Raw genomic sequence first — 19,120 nt, forward strand, 5'->3', positions numbered from 1 at the left:
CACACCGATTTCGAGAACGCCGCTCAGGCGGCACATGACGAAGGCCGATTGAAAATGCAGGTCACCGAACTCCTCGCCGAAGGTCTGAAGCGCGAATACCGCGTGGTGCTGCCGGCCGCCGAACTGGACGCCAAGGCGACCGCCCGCCTGAACGAGATGAAGGACAAGGTCCGCATCAACGGGTTCCGCCCGGGCAAGGTGCCGGTCGCCCACCTCAAGCGCCTGTATGGCAAGTCGGTGCTGGCCGAGGTCATCGACCAGGCCGTGAACGAGGCCAATTCGAAGATCGTCGACGACAACGGCTTCAAGCTCGCGCTCCAGCCGAAGGTCGAGCTGCCGCAGGACGAGGCGGCCGTGAACGAAGTCATCGAGGGCAAGGCCGACCTGTCCTACACCGTCGGCCTCGAAGTGCTGCCGAAGATCGAACTCGGCGACTTCAAGTCCATCACCCTCGACAAGCCGGTGCTCGCCGTCGGCGACGAAGAGGTCGAGGAGACGGTGAAACGCATCGCCGAGGCCAACCGTCCCTTCACCGCCAAGGAAGGTGCCGCCGAGAACGGCGACCGCGTCACCGTCTCCTTCGTCGGTTCGATCGACGGCGAGAAGTTCGAAGGCGGCTCGGGCGAGGACATCCCGGTCGTGCTGGGCTCGAACAGCTTCATTCCCGGCTTCGAGGAGCAGCTGGTCGGTATCAAGGCGGATGAGACGCGCACCGTGAAGGTGACGTTCCCCGAGGCCTACCAGGCCGCCCATCTCGCCGGCAAGGCCGCTGAGTTCGAGGTGACCGCCAAGACCATCGAGGCGCCCGGTGAGCTCTCGATCGACGACGAATTCGCCAAGACGCTCGGCCTGGAGAGCCTCGCCGCGCTCAAGGAGCAGGTGAAGAGCCGCATCTCGCAGGAGCATGCGACCCAGAGCCGCGCCAAGGTGAAGCGTCGCCTGCTGGACGCGCTGGACGGCCTGCATCAGTTCGACGTGCCGCCGAGCCTCGCCGAACAGGAATTCGAGGGCATCTGGAACTCGATCACCTCGGAGATGGAAGCCCAGAAGCGGACCTTCGCCGACGAGGACACCACCGAGGAAGCGGCCCGCGCCGACTACGAGAAGATCGCCAAGCGCCGCGTGCGCCTCGGTCTGGTGCTCGCCGAGATCGGCGAGAGGAACAACGTCCAGGTCAGCGATGACGAAGTGACGCGCGCCGTCGTGGAGCGCGCCCGCCAGTTCCCCGGCCAGGAACAGCAGGTGTGGGAGTTCTACAGCAAGAACCCGCAGGCGCTCGCCAGCCTGCGCGCGCCGATCTTCGAGGAGAAGGTCGTCGACTTCCTGCTGGAGCTCGCCAAGGTGACGGAAGTGCCGGTCACCCGCGAAGAGCTCTATGCCGAGGACGAGGCCGACAAGGCCGCGTGAGGCGAAGGTCTGCATTCTGCGCAGGCCGGCTATCGGACGGGGGAAGGGGTCGGCCGGTGCCGGCCCCTTTTCCATGATGGCGACCGGCGCGAAGGCGAGGCATTGCGGGGCGCGCCGGCCGGGGCTGGGCGATCCGGCCAACGCGGATTATAAGCCGACCCTAGCGGGAACAGACTTTCCGCTTATGTTGGGAGAGACGGATTCGCGGACGGCACTTCCTCGCCGGACCGCTTAGGAGCGGATAATGCGTGACCCTATCGATACCTACATGAACTATCTCGTCCCCATGGTGGTCGAGCAGACCAACCGCGGCGAGCGCTCCTACGACATCTATTCGCGCCTCCTGAAGGAGCGCATCATCTTCCTGACCGGGCCGGTCGAGGACAACATGTCGACCCTGATGGTCGCGCAGCTGCTGTTCCTCGAGGCGGAGAACCCGAAGAAGGAAATCTCGATGTACATCAACTCCCCCGGCGGAGTGGTGACGTCGGGTCTCGCCATTTACGACACGATGCAGTTCATCAAGCCCGCCGTGTCGACGCTGTGCATCGGTCAGGCGGCCTCGATGGGCTCGCTCCTGCTGACCGCCGGCGAGAAGGGGCTTCGCTTCGCACTGCCGAACGCGCGAATCATGGTGCACCAGCCCTCGGGCGGTTTCCAGGGCCAGGTGACGGACATCATGCTGCACGCCAAGGAAATCATGAGCCTCAAGCAGCGGCTCAATGAGATCTATGTGAAGCACACCGGCCAGCCGCTCAAGAGCGTCGAGGACGCGCTCGAGCGCGACAACTTCATGACCTCGGAAGCGGCCAAGTCCTTCGGCCTTATCGACAATGTGATCGACAAGCGTCCCGACGAGGCGTCAACTAAGGCGTGAACGCCTTTATCTTGCGTGTTTCGGAAGCCACGCTGGCTTCTTATATGAAGGGAGGTCCCGCATGGAATTGACGTGCGGGGCTTGCGTGCATCGCGGTATCGCGCTTGCATGACGTTTGGATGAAGTGTCGCCAGGAGGTGTGACCAGGGTGACGACGGGGCATTGGCCGGTCCGCGCGAAGTCGGGGATGGTGCGAATGCCTTCTTGATCGTGGCGCTTTTAGCGTGCTTGGCTAGGAGCGAACGATTGGGCCCTTCAGTCGCTTCCTTTTTGACGGCCTGAGTGCCGTCGCGTTTCTCCCGTTTCGGAGGCCCGCGGCGGCCTGCGAGACTGGGGCGGGTTCAGGCGGTGCCTGGCTCGCCGAGCGGACGGAGAGACGCATGAGCAAGGTTGGCGGCGGCGACAGCAAGAACACTCTTTATTGCTCGTTCTGCGGCAAGAGCCAGCACGAGGTCCGCAAGCTTATTGCGGGACCTACCGTGTTCATCTGCGATGAATGCGTCGAGCTGTGCATGGACATCATTCGCGAGGAGAACAAGTCCTCGCTGGTGAAGTCGCGTGACGGGATTCCCACCCCGAAGGAAATCTGCAAGGTCCTGGACGACTACGTGATCGGCCAGTTCCATGCCAAGCGTGTCCTCTCGGTGGCGGTGCACAACCACTACAAGCGCCTGAACCACGCGACGAAGCATGCCGGCGACGTCGAACTGGCGAAGTCGAACATCCTGTTGATCGGGCCGACCGGCTCGGGCAAGACGCTGCTCGCGCAGACGCTGGCCCGCATCCTCGACGTGCCCTTCACCATGGCGGATGCGACGACGCTGACCGAGGCGGGCTATGTCGGCGAGGATGTGGAGAACATCATTCTCAAGCTGCTGCAGTCGGCCGACTACAATGTCGAGCGGGCGCAGCGCGGCATCGTCTACATCGACGAGATCGACAAGATCAGCCGCAAGTCCGACAACCCCTCCATCACCCGCGACGTGTCGGGCGAGGGCGTGCAGCAGGCGCTGCTGAAGATAATGGAGGGCACGGTCGCTTCCGTGCCGCCGCAGGGTGGGCGCAAGCATCCCCAGCAGGAGTTCCTGCAGGTGGACACCAGCAACATCCTGTTCATCTGCGGCGGCGCCTTCGCCGGCCTCGACAAGATCATCTCTTCGCGCGGCAAGGGCACCTCGATCGGCTTCAGTGCGGTCGTGGCGGCTCCCGAGGAGCGCCGTCCGGGCGAGGTGTTCCGTGAGGTTGAGCCGGAGGATCTGCTGAAGTACGGGCTGATCCCGGAGTTCATCGGCCGTCTGCCGGTGATCGCGACGCTGGGCGACCTCGATGAGGCGGCGCTGAAGCAGATCCTCTCCGAGCCGAAGAACGCGCTGGTGAAGCAGTATCAGCGGCTGTTCGAGATGGAGAATGTCGAGCTGACCATCCATGAGGAGGCGCTGGGCGCCATCGCCCGCAAGGCCATCGAGCGCAAGACCGGCGCGCGCGGCCTGCGCTCGATCATGGAAGGCATCCTGCTTGACACGATGTTCGATCTGCCCGGCCTCGAAGGGGTCGAGGAAGTCGTCATCTCGAAGGAGGTGGTCGAGCAGAATGCACGTCCGCTCTACATCTATGCGGACCGGGCGGCCGGCGATGCAGGCGCAAGCGCCTGATCCCCGCGACGTCAGGACCGTGGCCGGGCGTGCGCGCCCGGCCTGCGCGGCCGTCTCCCTTGACGGACCGGGGAAGCGTCTCCATCTGACTTTCAACATCCGGTCCACGACCGCATCTACGTGCCTTTCGCGGCGTCCCGCGCTCCTGCACAGAGATTCCCGTTCGCGTTCCGGCCGCCTTGCGGCACGGCCCGTCACCTCGGCTTCATCGCCAGGGAATGACGTCGGCCGTCAACAGAAAGGATAGGGCCATGACGAGCTCCAAGCCTCGCACCGCGCTCACGCCCGGCGTTCCGCAGACCTTCCCCGTGCTGCCGCTGCGCGACATCGTCGTTTTCCCCCACATGATCGTGCCGCTGTTCGTCGGCCGCGAGAAGTCGATCCGCGCCTTGGAAGAGGTGATGCGGAACGATACCTTCATCATGCTGGCGACCCAGGAGAACGCCTCCGACGACGATCCCGCGCCCGGCTCCATCTACAAGATCGGCACGCTGGCCTCCGTGCTCCAGCTGCTGAAGCTGCCCGATGGCACCGTGAAGGTGCTGGTCGAGGGCATCTCGCGTGCCCGCGTCGAGCGCTACACGGATCGCAGCGACCTCTACGAGGCCGAGGCGGTGGCGCTTGAAGAGGATATCGGCTCCAAGGTCGAGGCCGAGGCGCTTGGCCGTTCGGTGCTGACCGAGTTCGACAGCTATGTGAAGCTGAACAAGAAGGTCTCGCCGGAAGTCGTCGGCGTCGTCACACAGATCGAGGATCACTCGAAGCTGGCGGACACCGTCGCCTCGCATCTCGCGGTCAAGATCCCCGAGAAGCAGGCGGTGCTGGAGATCCTCAAGGTCACCACCCGGCTGGAGAAGGTTCTCTCGCTGATGGAGAGCGAAATCTCGGTCCTTCAGGTCGAGAAGCGCATCCGCACGCGCGTCAAGCGCCAGATGGAGAAGACCCAGCGCGAGTACTATCTCAACGAGCAGATGAAGGCGATCCAGAAGGAGCTCGGCGACGGCGAGGATGGCCGCGACGAGCTGGCCGAGCTGGAAGAGCGCATCAAGACCGTGAAGCTCTCCAAGGAGGCTCGCGAGAAGGCGACGCACGAGCTGAAGAAGCTGCGGCAGATGTCGCCGATGTCGGCGGAAGCCACCGTGGTGCGCAACTATCTCGACTGGCTGCTGTCGATCCCGTGGGGCAACCGCTCGAAGATCAAGAAGGACCTGCCCTTCGCCCAGAACGTGCTCGATTCCGAGCATTTCGGCCTGGACAAGGTGAAGGAGCGCATCCTCGAATATCTCGCGGTGCAGAGCCGGCAGAACAAGCTCACCGGGCCGATCCTGTGCCTCGTCGGCCCGCCCGGCGTGGGCAAGACCTCGCTCGCCAAGTCGATCGCCAAGTCCACCGGGCGTGAATATATCCGTGTGGCGCTCGGCGGCGTGCGCGACGAGGCGGAGATCCGCGGCCATCGCCGGACCTATATCGGTTCGATGCCCGGCAAGATCATCCAGTCGATGCGCAAGGCGAAGAAGGCCAACCCGCTCTTCCTGCTGGACGAGATCGACAAGCTCGGCGCGGACTTCCGCGGCGACCCGTCCTCGGCGCTGCTTGAGGTGCTCGACCCCGAGCAGAATCACACCTTTAACGACCACTATCTGGAGGTCGATTATGACCTCTCGAACGTGATGTTCGTGACGACGGCGAACACGCTGAACATCCCGCCGGCCCTTCTGGACCGTATGGAAGTGATCCGCATCGCCGGCTACACCGAGGACGAGAAGGTCGAGATCGCCCGCCGTCACCTCATTCCTTCGACGCTGGCCAAGCACGGCCTCCAGCCGAAGGAATGGTCGATCGACGACGAGGCACTGCTCACGCTGGTGCGCCGCTACACGCGGGAAGCCGGGGTGCGCAACCTGGAGCGTGAGATTGCCAACCTCGCCCGCAAGGCGGTGAAGGACCTCATGCTGACCAAGAAGAAGTCGATCAAGATCACGGTGAAGCAGCTTGAGGACTATCTCGGCGCGCCGCGCTACCGTTATGGCGAGGCCGAGAGCGAGGACCAGGTGGGTGTCGTCACCGGCCTTGCCTGGACCGAGGTCGGCGGTGAAATACTCACCATCGAAGGTGTCATGATGCCCGGCAAGGGCAGGATGACGGTCACCGGCAATCTGCGCGACGTGATGAAGGAATCGATCTCGGCGGCGGCCTCCTATGTCCGCTCGCGCGCGCTCGATTTCGGCATCGAGCCGCCGCTGTTCGACCGGCGGGACATCCATGTCCATGTTCCCGAGGGGGCGACCCCGAAGGACGGGCCGTCGGCGGGCGTCGCCATGGCCACCGTGCTCACCTCGGTGCTGACCGGCATCCCGATCCGCCGCGACGTCGCCATGACCGGCGAAGTCACGCTGCGTGGGCGGGTGCTGCCGATCGGTGGTCTCAAGGAGAAGCTGCTCGCCGCGCTTCGGGCCGGCATCAAGAAGGTGCTGATCCCCGAAGAGAATGCCAAGGATCTCGCCGAGATCCCGGACAATGTGAAGAACGCTCTGGAGATCGTTCCGGTCTCCCGCATGGACGAGGTGCTGCACCACGCGCTGGTGCGCCAGCCCGAGCCCATCGTGTGGGAGGAGAAGGTGGTCTCCACCTCGACGCCGGTCGAGCCGGTGATCGGTCTTGACGAACCGGCCATCATTGCTGCGCACTGACGTTCTTTCGCAGATCTGACAAGAACGGCGGCGTCTCATCGAGGCGCCGCCGTTTCCTTTTCAATGGCCGCCGTCTTGCGCGAGACTCCCACAACGAGGATCGCGATGGGCAAGGTCGCAAGCGCTCAATTTGCAGGCGTCACTCAAGAGTCATGGCTGCGGTAATATAAAACCGGAAATATCCGCAAAATCGTGTATTTGTGCGGGTTTCATAGCTCAGGCGCTTGCATTCGCCGCAATTTGGAGAAAGGGTTCGCGCCCGCCGTCGGTGCATATCGCCGACGATTCTTGTGCAATCAAGGAAGGACCGGTCACATGACCACGAAGAACGAACTCGTCGCCGCCGTGGCCGAGCAGGCCAAGCTGACCAAGGCTGCCGCCGCGGCTGCGGTCGACGCGACCTTCGACGCCATTGCCGCCTCGCTCAAGGCTGGCGAAGAAGTGAAGCTGATCGGCTTCGGCAGCTTCTCCGTCGTGACCCGCGCCGCGCGCGAAGGCCGCAACCCGCGCACCGGCAATCCGGTCAAGATCGAAGCTTCCAAGGCGCCGAAGTTCACGCCCGGCAAGGGCCTGAAGGAAACCGTGAACGGCTGATTTGCCGGCTTCGGCGGTCGCTGCCGCCCCCTCGCTGCGCCTATGACGCGCGAGGTGAGGCGCGGCGCCGCCAGCGGCGCTTGAGACAGGCGCGTCCTGCGGCGGCGTATTTGCCCCCGTGCGACGCGCCTTCGTCTTTCAGGAGGCTCGCTAGTCTCTGCCGTCGCCCCAGCCGGACGCTCGTAAGCCCCTCGTGGGCACTTGCTCCTTCGGCCTCCGGATGCTTTATGGCGCGTGACGCGCCGCGGTCGCGTCCGGCCGGGAATCTCGATTTCCGTGGCCTGATCCCTGTGGGCGGTTAGCTCAGTTGGTAGAGCATCTCGTTTACACCGAGAGGGTCGGCGGTTCGAGCCCGTCACCGCCCACCACCCGCTCCCGCCCGAGGGCGGCCCAGATGTCGATGGTTCGCCCGTGAAGCTTGCCCTGTTCGATTGCGACGGTACGCTGGTCGACAGCCAGAATGTGATCTTCGAGGCGATGACCCGTGCCTTTGCCCGCGGCGACCTGCCGCTGCCGCCGCGCGAGGCGGTGCTGGGGATCGTCGGCTTGTCGCTGGTCGAGGCCATGCGCCAACTCGGTGGCGATGATCCCGCCTTTCCCGCCGACGAGATGGCCGAGCGCTACCGCAATGCCTTTCGCGAACTGCGTGCCGAGCCTGGATTCGCCGAGCCGATGTTCCCTGGCGTGCGGACGGTGATCGATCGCCTCGCCGCGCGCGAGGACGTGCTGCTCGGCATCGCCACCGGCAAGTCCCAGCGCGGCGTTGCGGCCGTTCTAAGCCATCACGGGCTGGAGGGGCGCTTCGTCACCATCCAGACCGCCGACGATGCGCCCTCCAAGCCGCATCCCGGCATGGTGCTGCAGGCTATGCAGGCGACCGGCGCGCGGCCTGCGGACACCATCCTCGTCGGTGACACCAGCTTCGACATGGTGATGGCGCGTGCCGCCGGCGCGCGGGCGGTCGGTGTGACCTGGGGCTATCACGCCCGCGACCGGCTTCACCAGTCCGGCGCTGAACGGCTGATCGACGATGCCGGCGATCTGCTCGCCGCCATGGACGAGCTTTGGGGAGGCGCGCTTGAGCGAGCCTGATGGCCCCGTGCCGCCGCCTCCGGGGCGGGCCACGCCGGGTTCCGCGCTGCCGAAGCGCTTCTACACCCGGGTCGAAGTGATCGAGACGCCCGAGGGGAGTTTCCGCGTCGAGCTGGACGGGCGTCCGGTACGCACGCCGGGCCGGGCGCTGCTGGCCTTGCCGAGCGCCGCCCTGGCGGAGCGGGTGGTCGCCGAATGGGCGGCGCAGGGCGAAAGGATCGATCCGGTGACCATGCCGGTCACGCGGCTGGTCAATTCCGCCATTGATGGTGTTGCGCCGCGCCATGCCGAGGTGGCGGCCGAGATCGTGCGCTATGCCGGCAGCGACCTGCTGTGTTACCGCGCCGACGCGCCGGAGCGGCTGGTGGTGTTGCAGCGCGAGATCTGGGACCCGCTGCTGGACTGGGCGCGCGCGGAAATCGGCGCGACGTTCTTTCTCAGCGAAGGCATCCGCTTCGTCGAGCAGCCGCCCCGCACGCTGGAGGTGATCGCTGCCGCTCTGCCGGACGAACCGCTCCGCCTTGCCGCACTGAACCTCATGACCGTGCTCTCCGGCTCGGCCCTCATCGCGCTCGCGGTATGGAAGGGGCGTCTTACGGCGGAGGAGGGCTGGCGCGCCGCCCATATTGACGAGGAAGTGCAGGAGCAATTGTGGGGGGTGGACGTAGAGGCGGCAGGGCGCCGCGACTCGCGCTTCCACGACTTCGCTGCCGCAGCCTTCAGCTTGGCAACGCTTCGCTGACGAACGGGTCGATACGGTAGAGCGCATCGCCCGTCGGCCAGCCCCTTCCATGGGGGGAGCGATTCGCGTCGAAATCTGCCTCGAAGGTGCAGCCTGTCACGCAGTGCTCACGACTTGGACGTGTTCATGCAATGAGCGATCATCCGTCCATTTTCTGCCGCAGCTATGGCTATTCGCTCTCGCCGTCTCCATCGGAGGAAAATATCAAAATAGCGCCAATTCGCCGGGGTGTTCGACCGAGTGCCTCTGGTCTGAGCCATTTTAAGATATAGACGCGCGAATATTTTTGGCAATTCGGTATATGTAGCAGATTAACGTAGTGTTAATGCGTAAATGTGGAGTTTTTCCGTATGTTTTGTTCAGGGGTGTCGCTGATAGTTACGAATCGGTAGGGGCACGAATAGCGCTGGCGGCGCTCGGATCTGTCATTCCATGGGTCGTTTCTTGTCGAATGGGTGCCGTTTGACCGTCGCCTCACGCTATGGATGCTGCAAACCGTTGACGTGTGTGGCTTTCGTGCACTAGTCTCGCTGCCATATTTCGATAATTGTAGATTGTGACTTTAAGGTGGGGCGGGGTTCTTCCATGGCTGTGATGTCAGTTCGTCTGACGAGGGGCGTCGCTGTGGCGATGCTCGGAGCTTCGCTTTTGGGTGGCGTGTCGCTGGTGCTCACGACGGCGCCGGCGTCCGCGCAGGCGCTTCCTCCTGCTCCGGCGGCGAATGCATCGCCGGCTCTGAAGGCGGCTTGGGCGAAGGGTGCCGTGGCCGCCATCATCAGCTACTATTCCGACCCCAGCCGGATCACTCAGGGGGCGGGCCTTGCGGAGGCCATCCAGAACCTGCTGCTCAACAATCCGACCCTCGCCGGAGATCTGGCGACGGAGATCGTCAATGTTGGCGATCAGACGCAGGGTACTGTTGCATTTCTCTCGGAAAGCGGAGGCTCTGATGTCGTATTTGTCAGCCCCTCCTTGTCTATCGGGCTTGCCAAGGGGCTCGCTTATGCGGTTTCGACGTGGCAAGCGCAGGTGAATGCCAATCCCAACACGACATCGGTGGCCCAGGCGGCCCTGACGGCGGTCAATGGGGCGTTCGCTGCGGCGCAGCTTTCTCCGGGTAGCTTGTTCGGTCGGACCTTTGCGTCCGCCGCCAGCGAGACGGGTGATGGGTTGCTGCCGCCGTCGCTGGTCGACCCGGATTCTCCCGAGGCCGTGCTGCAGCTCACCGTGCTGCCGCCGCCGAAGATCACGTCCAATAATGTGCCGAGTCCGAACCAGCCTGCGTTGTGAGCGCGGCGTTTCGTTGATTTTTTTGACTTTTGACTGAATTGATTTGGGGCGGTGGGGCGATCCATGAAGAACAAGCTGACTGTTGCGGCAGTCTCCGTCCTTCTCGGAAGTGTATCGAGCGGGCTGGCGGTTGCGGCGGATTACCCGCCGTCTGCCACCAAGGCGCCGGTGGATCCGGCGATGCAGGGCGTGCTGGAGCGTACGAAGCCGCCGGGTATTCCGGTCGGCTCCTTCGTGTTCCTGCCCTCGCTGTTTGCCTCTGCGGGATACAACAGCAACATCACGGCGTCCGGTACTAACGAGAAGGCGGATGCGCTGTTCATCGTTCGCCCGGCTGCGCAGCTCGAGTCGAACTGGACGCGTCATTACCTGTCCTTCGATGCCTACTTCGAGAGCGGTACCTACACCGACTACAGCACGGCGAACTGGGAGAACTACTCGGTTGGCACCAATACCCGGATCGATGTGAGCGCGGATCTGGAAATCCTCGGCTATGCTCGCTTTGCGCACCTGAACGAGCTTCCGGGCGACGATGAGACCGATACCGGCCTCACCTCGCCGCTGCCTTACGACCAGACGACGGCCGGCGTCGGCTTCCGCAAGGAGTTCAACCGCCTCTGGACGAAGGTGCTGTTCGATTACCGCGACCGTAGCTTCGATACCTGGCTGGATGGTGCGCCCACCAACCAGAGCTATCGCGACGGTCAGGACTACACGTTGAGCGGTCGTGTCGGCTATTTCATCAGTCCGCTGACCAGCGTCTTCGTCGAAGGCAAGTATGAGTGGTCCTTCATGGAGGACACCAATTACGATGCCGAGCAGTACTGGATCACGACCGGCCTGCAGTTCGAGCCGTCCCGTCTGACCCGCGGCGAGGTTTATGTCGGCTACACCGACTGGAGTTCCGACGGCACGCTCGACTCGATCCCCCATTTCACCTACGGCGCGAACCTGAACTGGTTTGCCACACCTCTGCTGACGGTGACCTTCACCGCCCTGCAGGACGTGCTGACGTCGAACTACTCGGTGGGGGGTGTCGAAGGGTCCAGCGTTCTCAGTTCGACCTTCGGCGTTCGTGGCGACTACGAGTGGCGCCGCAACCTGCTTCTGTCCGCCTGGTTCAGCTACAACAATCAGGACTACTACAACCTGCCTCGTAACGATGATCAGTATACGGCCGGTGCTGAGCTGCGTTACTTGATCAATCGCTATGCGACGGCGCGCCTGACCTACAACTACACGGACTTTACGTCCAACTTCAACGGCATCAACGGTGTCGAGGACTACGATCAGAGCATCGTGTCGGCGGGTATCGTCCTGACGTACTGACGCAACTCATCGCGATTGAGAAAAACTCCCCGCGAATTGCGGGGAGTTTTGTTTTAGCGCATGCTTGCCTTGCCGGGCGAGCCGACCGTGGAGCGGGACGCCCAGAGACGGATCGGTCATGTTCTTCACGCGTTTCCGCAAGCCAGCGGCGCAGCCTACGCCCTACAGCGTTCCCGACGGAGTGCGTGTCTACGCGGTCGGAGACATCCATGGCCGACACGATCTCCTGCGACGTCTTCTGGAGCGCATCGACGAGGATCGTGCTCAGCATGGCCATGGGCAGCTTGTGTTTCTCGGCGATTATGTCGATCGCGGTACCGACAGCCGGCAGGTGATCGAGACGCTCGTCACGGGACAGGCGGAGCAGGCTTGGGTCTGCCTGAAGGGTAATCACGAGGCGATGATGCTTGACGTTCTGGACGGCCAACGGCCGTGGGATGTCTGGCTGGCCAATGGCGGGGTGGAGACGCTGTTTTCCTATGGCATTTCCTCGCGCGAATACGTTGTTGCCCGGCGCTTCGACGATCTGCGCGAGGCGACGCTGGCAGCGGTGCCGCCGCACCATCTCGCCTTCCTGCGCGCGCTGCCCGTCTCCCACCGGGTCGGCGACTACTTCTTCTGCCACGCCGGCATTCGTCCGGGCGTGCCGCTGGACCGTCAGGATCCCGAGGATCTGCTTTGGATCCGGGATGTGTTCATTGATTCCGAACTCCTGCATGGTGGCCGCGTCGTTCACGGCCATACGCCGGCCATGGAGCCGGAAATCCGGCCCAACCGGATCAATGTCGATACCGGCGCGTATCTGACGAACCGACTTTCCTGCGCGGTCATCGAGGCGGATCAGGTTCGGGTCATCCATACATGAGTTCCCGCCCGGCGAGGCAGCCGCGCCGTCCCGCGTCAAGACAGTCCACGTCGAAGCCGCAAGCCGTCCTGCGCCGCGCCGGGTGGCCGGAGACCTATAACGACGTCGTCTTCATCGGCCTCTTAGTGGCAGTTGCGTGGGTCCCGTTGCCGTTCGGCAGCAATCTGCCGAACTTCTGGATGCTGAATGCTGCGTTGTTCGGCGGGCTGCTCGTGTTGTTCGAGCTCGGTGTGCTCGTAAGTTCCGGGCGTCGGCCCGTGGCAATGCGGCGGCTGTGGTTGCCGCTGCTCCTGCTTGGTGGCATCGCCGCGTGGATCCTGGCCCAACTCTCGACATGGATGCCGGGAGCCTGGGAGAGCTCGTTCTGGACGCTTGCGCGGGACGTGTTGGTGCAAATGCCCGACGCGGCTCCTGTCGAGGGACGCATCTCTGCCGATCCCGATAATGGGGTGATGGGCCTGATCCGGCTCCTGACCTGCGCCGCGGCGTTCTATCTCGCGCTTCAGTTGTGCCGCGATCGATGGCGGGCTGATCTGTTTGCGCTGATGCTGGTGCTGATCGCCGTCGGCTATGCGCTCTACGGCATCGTCCAGTTGCTGGCGTTCCCGAACACGCTCGTTTGGATCGAGAAGACCGCCTATCTGGCGTCGGTCACCTCGACATTCGTCAACCGCAACAGCTACGCCACCTATGCCGGCGTTGGTCTTGTCATGACCTTCGGGCTTCTCGCCGAACTGGTGCAGCGCAGCAGCTTCGGTGCCGAGGTTCCCTGGACCTATCGCGTCGGTGCCCTCGTCGATACGTTCGTCCGGCGCGGCATGCCGATCTTCGTTGCCATCCTGGTCATCGGGATCGCCTTGCTCTGGACAGGCTCGCGCGCCGGCATCGTTGCCAGCTTCGCCGGCGCCATCGTCTTCGTGATCCTGGCCGCTACGCTCGGAAAGCGGAGGCTCATTGCGCTTCTGCTGGGGGCGCTGGCGATCCTTGGTATCGCGGGCGGCATCGTCGCCTATGGCGAACTCTTCGTTCAACGCCTAACCAATGACGGTGGCAGCGAGACTCGCTGGTATGTCGTGCGCGCCGCCTTCCAGGCTGCGCTCGACGTGCCGTGGACCGGCTTCGGCTATGGCAGCTTCGATCGCGTCTATGCAGTCTACCGGGATTTCGGCCAGGATTTCATTCTGCATTGGGACAAGGCGCACAATACCTATGTCGAGCTTCTCTTCGAGCTTGGCATTCCGGCCTTCGTGGCTTTCATCATTCTTGGCGGCGCTCTGTTGCTTCAGGTCGTTCGTAACGTCTACGGACGCAACATGCCGTCCATGCTGAGCCTGTCGGCGCTCGCCGCGAGCGTCGTGGTCTTCGTGCATGCCTTCGTCGATTTCAGCCTGCAGATGCAGGCGATCGCCATTACCTACTGGGCAATTCTTGGCGCCGGCCTTGCGCAGAGCTGGAGTCGTCGAATCGACACCAGTATCTGAGAATGAATGGGCTCAGAAGAGCCGTTCGGGCACGCGCACGATATCGCCGGGATAGACCATGGTCGTGGTGGTGGACGGATAGGAATGCTCCTGGGTCTGGCCGGCGCGCCGGATATAGACCATCTGGTCATTCGCGCGATAAGTGAACCCGCCGGCCACGGCGACGGCGCTGAGCAGGTTCATGCCATTGCGATAGTCATATTCGCCGGGCTTGGTTATTTCGCCAATGATGTAGAAGGGGCGGTATTTCAGCACTTCCACGTTGACGCGGGGGTCGCGCATATAGCCCGAGGCAAGCTGCCCGCGTATGGTCTCCTCGAGCTGGCGTGGCGTGCGTCCCGTCGCCTTGACGTTACCTATCAGCGGCAGGGAAATAACGCCCGATGCGTCGATCTCGAACTCGCCGGAAAGCGTCGGCTCGTTGAAGACCGTTAGGCGAATCCGGTCGCCGGTGCCCAGCACATATTCAGGAGGATTTTCCCCTTCTGCACTGGTGGCAGGCGGCGGGCCCGGGGGGACGGCGCAGCCAGCCAGCAGCATACCGCTGGCCAATACCAGCAATGCGCGCCGTGTCGGGGCGGCGAGGCCTCGCTGTTGCGCGTGCGCACTCATACTCGGCATAGGCGTGTTTTTCCTTGATAGATACGCGACAGTGTATCGATAAAGCTTTCAAGCGTCCAATCTAGTTTATTCTCTTGGTATCGATTCTATTCTCACGCCGTTAAGCATTCATCAATAGGATCCGCAAATCCTATTTCATAATTCTATCATCTCGCCCGGCATGCGTCTCTAGGAATCGTCGCCCGGTTCGCTATAATGCGAACTGAACCAATGGCTGCAAATTACGGGGCGGAGTGTCCGCAGTGCGAAGCAGCGAAGGTATTTGGCGGCAGGAATGCACGGACAGATTGCGAATCCGGCGAAGACTGATGAGTCGGAGAAGGTAGACCTCCATCATATTATCGACTTTCTCCTCCGACGTTGGATTGTGATTGCCGTAACGGCGGCAACGGTCGTGGCTCTCACGACTGTCGTGGCGTTTACTCTGACACCAAAATACACCAGCACTGTCGAAATCCTTCTGGATCCCGCGTCGCGGAAGAATCTGGGGCTCAATTTTCCCGGCGTCGAGGAGCAGGCGGACGCTGCGATGGTCGGCAGCCAGATCGCCATCCTCAACTCGCTGAACTTCCTGCGGCGCGTCGTCGAGCAGGAGAAGCTCGCACCGAAGGCCGGGGCTGCCCTCTCCTTTTCTTTCGCCGGCTGGGTCGGCGATCTCCTGGGGTGGGGCGCTTCATCGGGGGATGGCGGGGAAGCCGGCGCGGAGGTCGCGAATGCCGCGACTGGCGACGCTGCCGCGTTCTCGCCGGAGCTGCGGGCTGGCATAGGTGAGCTTCGCGCCGCCATGTCGGTGGCGCAGGTCGGCAAGGCGCCGATCATGTCGATTTCGATGACGACGACGGATCCCGCGCTTTCGGCGCGGCTCGCCAACGCCATTGCCGACGCCTACATCGTCGATCAGCTGGAGAACCGCTTTGAGGCCGCACGCCGGGCGTCGAGCTGGCTGACGGATCGTTTGCAGAGTTTGCGGGAAAAGCTGCGGATCTCCGAGGAAGCGGTCGCGCAGTTCCGTACGGACAATAATCTGCTGTCGGTCAACGCGAAGACCCTCAACGAGCAGCAATTGTCCGAGGTCAGCGCCGAACTCGTCCAGATTCAGACGGAGACGGCTGCGAAGCTCGCCAAGTACGAGCAGGCCCGGAAGCTGCTGGAAAGCGGCGGCAAGGCCGACAGCATCCCGGACGTGATGCAGTCTGCCGTTATCGGCGACCTGCGCGGCAAGCTCTCCACCGCGGCGGCCCGCGAGGCGGACCTTGTATCCCGCTATGGCGAGCGTCATCCTCTGGTCGTCAATGTCCGCGCCGAGCGCAGCCAGTATGAACGCATGATCTCGGCCGAGATTCAGCGCGTCGTCGCCAATCTCAAGAATGACTACGAGGTTGCCAAGAGCCGCGCCGACGCCATGTCGGCCAATGTTGCCGCGGCCAGCGGCCAGGCCAACACCGAAAGCGCGTTGACCGTTAAGCTGCGGGAGCTCGAGCGTGATGCTCAAGCGAACCGGACGCTCTACGAGACCTTTCTCCAGCAGGCGAAGCTGACCTCGGAGCAGTCTGAGGTGACGATGAAGGACGCGCGGATCATCACGCCGGCACTGCCCAGCGGGGTGCCGTCCTTCCCCAAGAAGCAGCTGTTCGTGTTCATCGGGGCCGCTTTGGGCTTGATGATCGGCGTCGCGCTGGCGTTTCTGCTCGACCTGCTGAATACGGGCTTCAACAGCCCGCGCCAGCTGGAGGAGGCTACGGGCCTGCCGGTTCTGTCCTCCATCGAATGGGTTGACCTCAACGATTCCAAGGCCGGGGAGGGAGTCAGCGTCGTCAATTACCTGATCGAGAAACCTCTGTCCCGGTTCAGTGAATCGATCCGCAGCCTGCGGGCCGGCGTGCAGATGTCGGATGTCGACAACCCGCCCCAGGTCGTGGAGTTGACCTCCGCCTCGCCCGGCGAGGGCAAGACATCGCTGTCGATCGCGTTGGCGGTCTCCGCGGCGACATCAGGCAAGCGTGTCGTTCTCATCGATTGCGACCTTCGCCGCCCGTCGGTTTCGCAACAGTTCAACCTCACCGATCGTCCCGGCCTGGTGGAATTGCTGGCGCAGACGGCGGCGGCGGACGGTATCCTTCATCGTGACAAGTCGTCGGGGCTCTATGTCATGGGATCGGGTGCCAAGACCCAAAGTCCGCCTGATCTGCTGGGTTCTGCCCGCATGCAGCACCTGATCGAGCAGCTTCGCCAGAGCTTCGATCTCATCGTGCTCGATGCGCCGCCCATCGGGCCGGTGGTGGATGCCTCTGTGCTCGCGCCGATCGTCGACAAGGTGATCTTCGTCGTGCGCTGGAGCACGACGGCACGCGAGTTCGTGCGCCACTCGCTGGAGCGCATTCCTGGAGACCGCAAGATCTGCGGCCTGGCCTTCAACATGGTAGACCTGCGCAGGACGCCCAAATACGGGCGCTATTCCTACTACTCGTCCGCCTACTACAAGAAGTACTACGTCGGATGAGCGCAGCCGTCGCTGGTCCGCCGCGCTCCGTGGCAGGCATCGCACTTTCGGTGGTTCTGCTGAGCGTTGCAGGCTGGCTGACCTTCGAAGGCGTGCGGCTGTCGCGATTCTTCCAGCTTTACGGGCAGGCGTCGGCGGTGTTGGCCAGCGAGTACTGGACCAGCGCGAACTTCCCCCAACTGGGCCCACTGCGGGCACAGGTCGCCGATTGGCGCGATGTGGCCGGCGTGCGCAACCTGGCGCGCCCGCTCTACCTGCAACTCGGCCGAGTTGCAGGCGTGCCGGCCGCCACGACGCTGTCGGATGCGGCGGACGTGATCCGCATCGATCCGGTCAGTGGCGAGGCATGGGCGAACTTTGCGACCGCCAGCCTCGCCGTGTCGCGCGTCGATCTGGCACTGGCAGCCTGGGGGATGTCGTCCGTGGTGGCGCCGCGCGAGGATCGGGACATCCTGTGGCGCCTGTCGTTCCTCGCGGGTGTCTGGAGTGAGGCGAGCGACGAACAGAAGCAGCGCTTCTTCTACGAGATGCAGATGGTTGGCCTCACGCGCGGCGCCGTTTCGAGGTTCCGTACCCTCTGGCCGAGCGTGCTGCGGTCGCTGCAGCCCGACGTCCGCAAGGAGATCGAGGACAAGAGGCGCACCCTGCCGCGCACCGGGTGGTAGTGCCGGGGCGTAGCAGGCGGGGCACCTCGGCCTTGCAGTGCGTTTGCCGCTATTTCCGGCCGAGTAGCTTGAGCGTGTGCAGCCCGATCATGCGTTCCTCGTCCGTCGGCACCACGAGCACGCGCACAGAGCTTCTGTCGGACTGGATGTCGGTCGAGGCGGTGCTGTTCGCTTGCTCGTCGAGGTCGACGCCGAGGAAACCCAGCCGGCTCGCGACGCGGCTGCGCACTTCCGGCGCGTGCTCGCCGATGCCGGCGGTGAAGACGAGAGCATCGAGGCCGCCGAGCGTGACGGAGAGACTGGCGACCGCCTGCGCGACATGCAGCGTGAAGTAGTCGACCGCCAGCGCCGCCGCCGGATCGGGCGAGGCGAGGAGGGTGCGCATGTCGCTGCTGATGCCCGACAGCCCGCGCAGTCCGCTGTCGTGATACAGCATGTGGCCGACTTGAGCGGGCGTGAGACCCTTCTGTTCGATCAGGTGCAGCACGACGCCGGCATCGAGGGCGCCGCAGCGCGTGCCCATCGGCAGGCCATCGAGCGCGGTGAAGCCCATGGTGGACTCCATGCTGCGCCCGTTCAGCAGCGCGCACGCCGAGGCGCCGGAGCCCAGATGGCAGATCACGACCCGGCCTGCGGCCAGATCGGGCACGATCTCGCGAAGGCGACCTGAAACATACTCGTAGGACAGGCCGTGGAAGCCGTAACGACGCACGCCGTCGTCATAGAGCGCGCGGGGCAGGGCGAAGCGGTCGGCGATTTCCGGATGGCCGCGATGGAAGGCGGTGTCGAAACAGGCGACCTGCGGCAGGTCCGGCCGGCGCTCGCGCAGGACACGGATCGGGTCGAGATTGGTCAGCTGGTGCAGCGGGGCGAGCGGAATGAAGCTCTCCAGCGTGCGCAGCACCTCGTCATCGACGATTACCGGGTGGGAATAATGCGGCCCGCCATGCACCACACGGTGGCCGACGCCGATCAGGTCGTATGCGCCTATGAGCGGGGTGACCCAGTCGCCGATGGCGTGCTGGGCATGGGAGGGCTTTGCGATCTCCTCCGCGGTGAAGCTCCGGTCGACAAGCACCGCGCCGTCGGCGTCCTTCGCTCTCAGCCGCGGCTGCGTGCCGATTCCGTCAAGCGCGCCGGTGATCAGCGGGGCGATGTCATGCCCGAGTATTCGGTACAGCTTGAACTTGATACTCGAACTGCCGGCGTTGACGACGAACAGCGCTTCGCTCATCGCGTGTGGCCTCCTCGCGCAGGTGGCCACGCCCGCGTCCGAGTCAGCGATAGGCCGGATATGTGAACATACGGCCTCGTG

The 19,120-nt window shown here is 63.7% G+C and carries 15 protein-coding genes and 1 tRNA gene; 14 read left to right on the forward strand and 2 right to left on the reverse strand.

The window, feature by feature from the left end:
• The first annotated feature begins 54 nt into the window (after nucleotides 1–54).
• The 12 genes from tig to ACO2RV_RS07480 all read left to right on the forward strand — a co-directional run bounded on the left by tig (nucleotide 55) and on the right by ACO2RV_RS07480 (nucleotide 14,019).
• Entirely contained in the window at nucleotides 55–1,407 is a 1,353-nt protein-coding gene (gene tig, locus ACO2RV_RS07425; protein ID WP_423291392.1) for a trigger factor, read from the forward strand.
• A 244-nt stretch (nucleotides 1,408–1,651) separates the two neighbouring features.
• Entirely contained in the window at nucleotides 1,652–2,284 is a 633-nt protein-coding gene (clpP, locus tag ACO2RV_RS07430) for an ATP-dependent Clp endopeptidase proteolytic subunit ClpP (RefSeq protein ID WP_423291394.1), read from the forward strand.
• A 380-nt stretch (nucleotides 2,285–2,664) separates the two neighbouring features.
• A complete protein-coding gene (gene clpX / locus ACO2RV_RS07435; protein WP_423291396.1) occupies nucleotides 2,665–3,936 on the forward strand; it encodes an ATP-dependent Clp protease ATP-binding subunit ClpX in 1,272 nt (423 codons plus the stop codon).
• Between the two features lie 251 nt (nucleotides 3,937–4,187).
• A complete protein-coding gene (gene lon, locus ACO2RV_RS07440) occupies nucleotides 4,188–6,626 on the forward strand; it encodes an endopeptidase La (protein WP_423291398.1) in 2,439 nt (812 codons plus the stop codon).
• A gap of 315 nt (nucleotides 6,627–6,941) precedes the next feature.
• Complete coding sequence (locus tag ACO2RV_RS07445; RefSeq protein ID WP_018386927.1) at nucleotides 6,942–7,220, forward strand: HU family DNA-binding protein; 279 nt, start codon at nucleotides 6,942–6,944, stop codon at nucleotides 7,218–7,220.
• 292 nt (nucleotides 7,221–7,512) lie between these two features.
• A tRNA-Val gene (locus tag ACO2RV_RS07450) sits at nucleotides 7,513–7,588 on the forward strand.
• Nucleotides 7,589–7,631: 43 nt separating this feature from the next.
• The gene (locus ACO2RV_RS07455) at nucleotides 7,632–8,312 is read left to right on the forward strand and encodes an HAD-IA family hydrolase (RefSeq protein WP_423291400.1); all 681 of its coding nucleotides are present in this window, start codon (nucleotides 7,632–7,634) and stop codon (nucleotides 8,310–8,312) included.
• Nucleotides 8,299–9,054 carry an ATP12 family chaperone protein gene (locus ACO2RV_RS07460; protein ID WP_423291402.1) on the forward strand — a complete coding sequence of 252 codons (756 nt, stop codon included), beginning with the start codon at nucleotides 8,299–8,301 and terminating at the stop codon, nucleotides 9,052–9,054. Before ACO2RV_RS07455 ends, ACO2RV_RS07460 begins: the two co-directional genes overlap by 14 nt.
• 624 nt (nucleotides 9,055–9,678) lie before the next feature.
• Nucleotides 9,679–10,344 (forward strand): hypothetical protein, encoded by a 666-nt coding sequence (locus tag ACO2RV_RS07465; protein WP_423291404.1) that lies wholly within the window; start codon nucleotides 9,679–9,681, stop codon nucleotides 10,342–10,344.
• A 63-nt stretch (nucleotides 10,345–10,407) separates the two neighbouring features.
• Nucleotides 10,408–11,673 carry an outer membrane beta-barrel protein gene (locus ACO2RV_RS07470; RefSeq protein WP_423291406.1) on the forward strand — a complete coding sequence of 422 codons (1,266 nt, stop codon included), beginning with the start codon at nucleotides 10,408–10,410 and terminating at the stop codon, nucleotides 11,671–11,673.
• Between the two features lie 118 nt (nucleotides 11,674–11,791).
• Nucleotides 11,792–12,538 carry a metallophosphoesterase family protein gene (locus ACO2RV_RS07475; protein ID WP_423291408.1) on the forward strand — a complete coding sequence of 249 codons (747 nt, stop codon included), beginning with the start codon at nucleotides 11,792–11,794 and terminating at the stop codon, nucleotides 12,536–12,538.
• Nucleotides 12,535–14,019, forward strand: coding sequence for an O-antigen ligase family protein (locus ACO2RV_RS07480; RefSeq protein WP_423291410.1), 1,485 nt, complete (start codon nucleotides 12,535–12,537; stop codon nucleotides 14,017–14,019). Before ACO2RV_RS07475 ends, ACO2RV_RS07480 begins: the two co-directional genes overlap by 4 nt.
• Before the next feature lie 12 nt (nucleotides 14,020–14,031).
• Here the strand turns inward: ACO2RV_RS07480 and ACO2RV_RS07485 are convergent, their stop codons facing one another.
• Nucleotides 14,032–14,640, reverse strand: coding sequence for a polysaccharide biosynthesis/export family protein (locus ACO2RV_RS07485; RefSeq protein ID WP_423291412.1), 609 nt, complete (start codon nucleotides 14,638–14,640; stop codon nucleotides 14,032–14,034).
• 274 nt (nucleotides 14,641–14,914) lie between these two features.
• Between ACO2RV_RS07485 and ACO2RV_RS07490 the strand changes: the two genes are divergently transcribed.
• A complete protein-coding gene (locus ACO2RV_RS07490; RefSeq protein WP_423291414.1) occupies nucleotides 14,915–17,140 on the forward strand; it encodes a GumC family protein in 2,226 nt (741 codons plus the stop codon).
• Nucleotides 17,137–17,805 (forward strand): hypothetical protein, encoded by a 669-nt coding sequence (locus ACO2RV_RS07495; protein WP_423291416.1) that lies wholly within the window; start codon nucleotides 17,137–17,139, stop codon nucleotides 17,803–17,805. Before ACO2RV_RS07490 ends, ACO2RV_RS07495 begins: the two co-directional genes overlap by 4 nt.
• A gap of 49 nt (nucleotides 17,806–17,854) precedes the next feature.
• Here the strand turns inward: ACO2RV_RS07495 and ACO2RV_RS07500 are convergent, their stop codons facing one another.
• Entirely contained in the window at nucleotides 17,855–19,039 is a 1,185-nt protein-coding gene (locus ACO2RV_RS07500; protein WP_423291418.1) for an acetate/propionate family kinase, read from the reverse strand.
• Between the last annotated feature and the right edge of the window lie 81 nt (nucleotides 19,040–19,120).

This window comes from Ancylobacter sp. VNQ12, assembly GCF_049445835.1.
GTDB lineage: Bacteria > Pseudomonadota > Alphaproteobacteria > Rhizobiales > Xanthobacteraceae > Ancylobacter.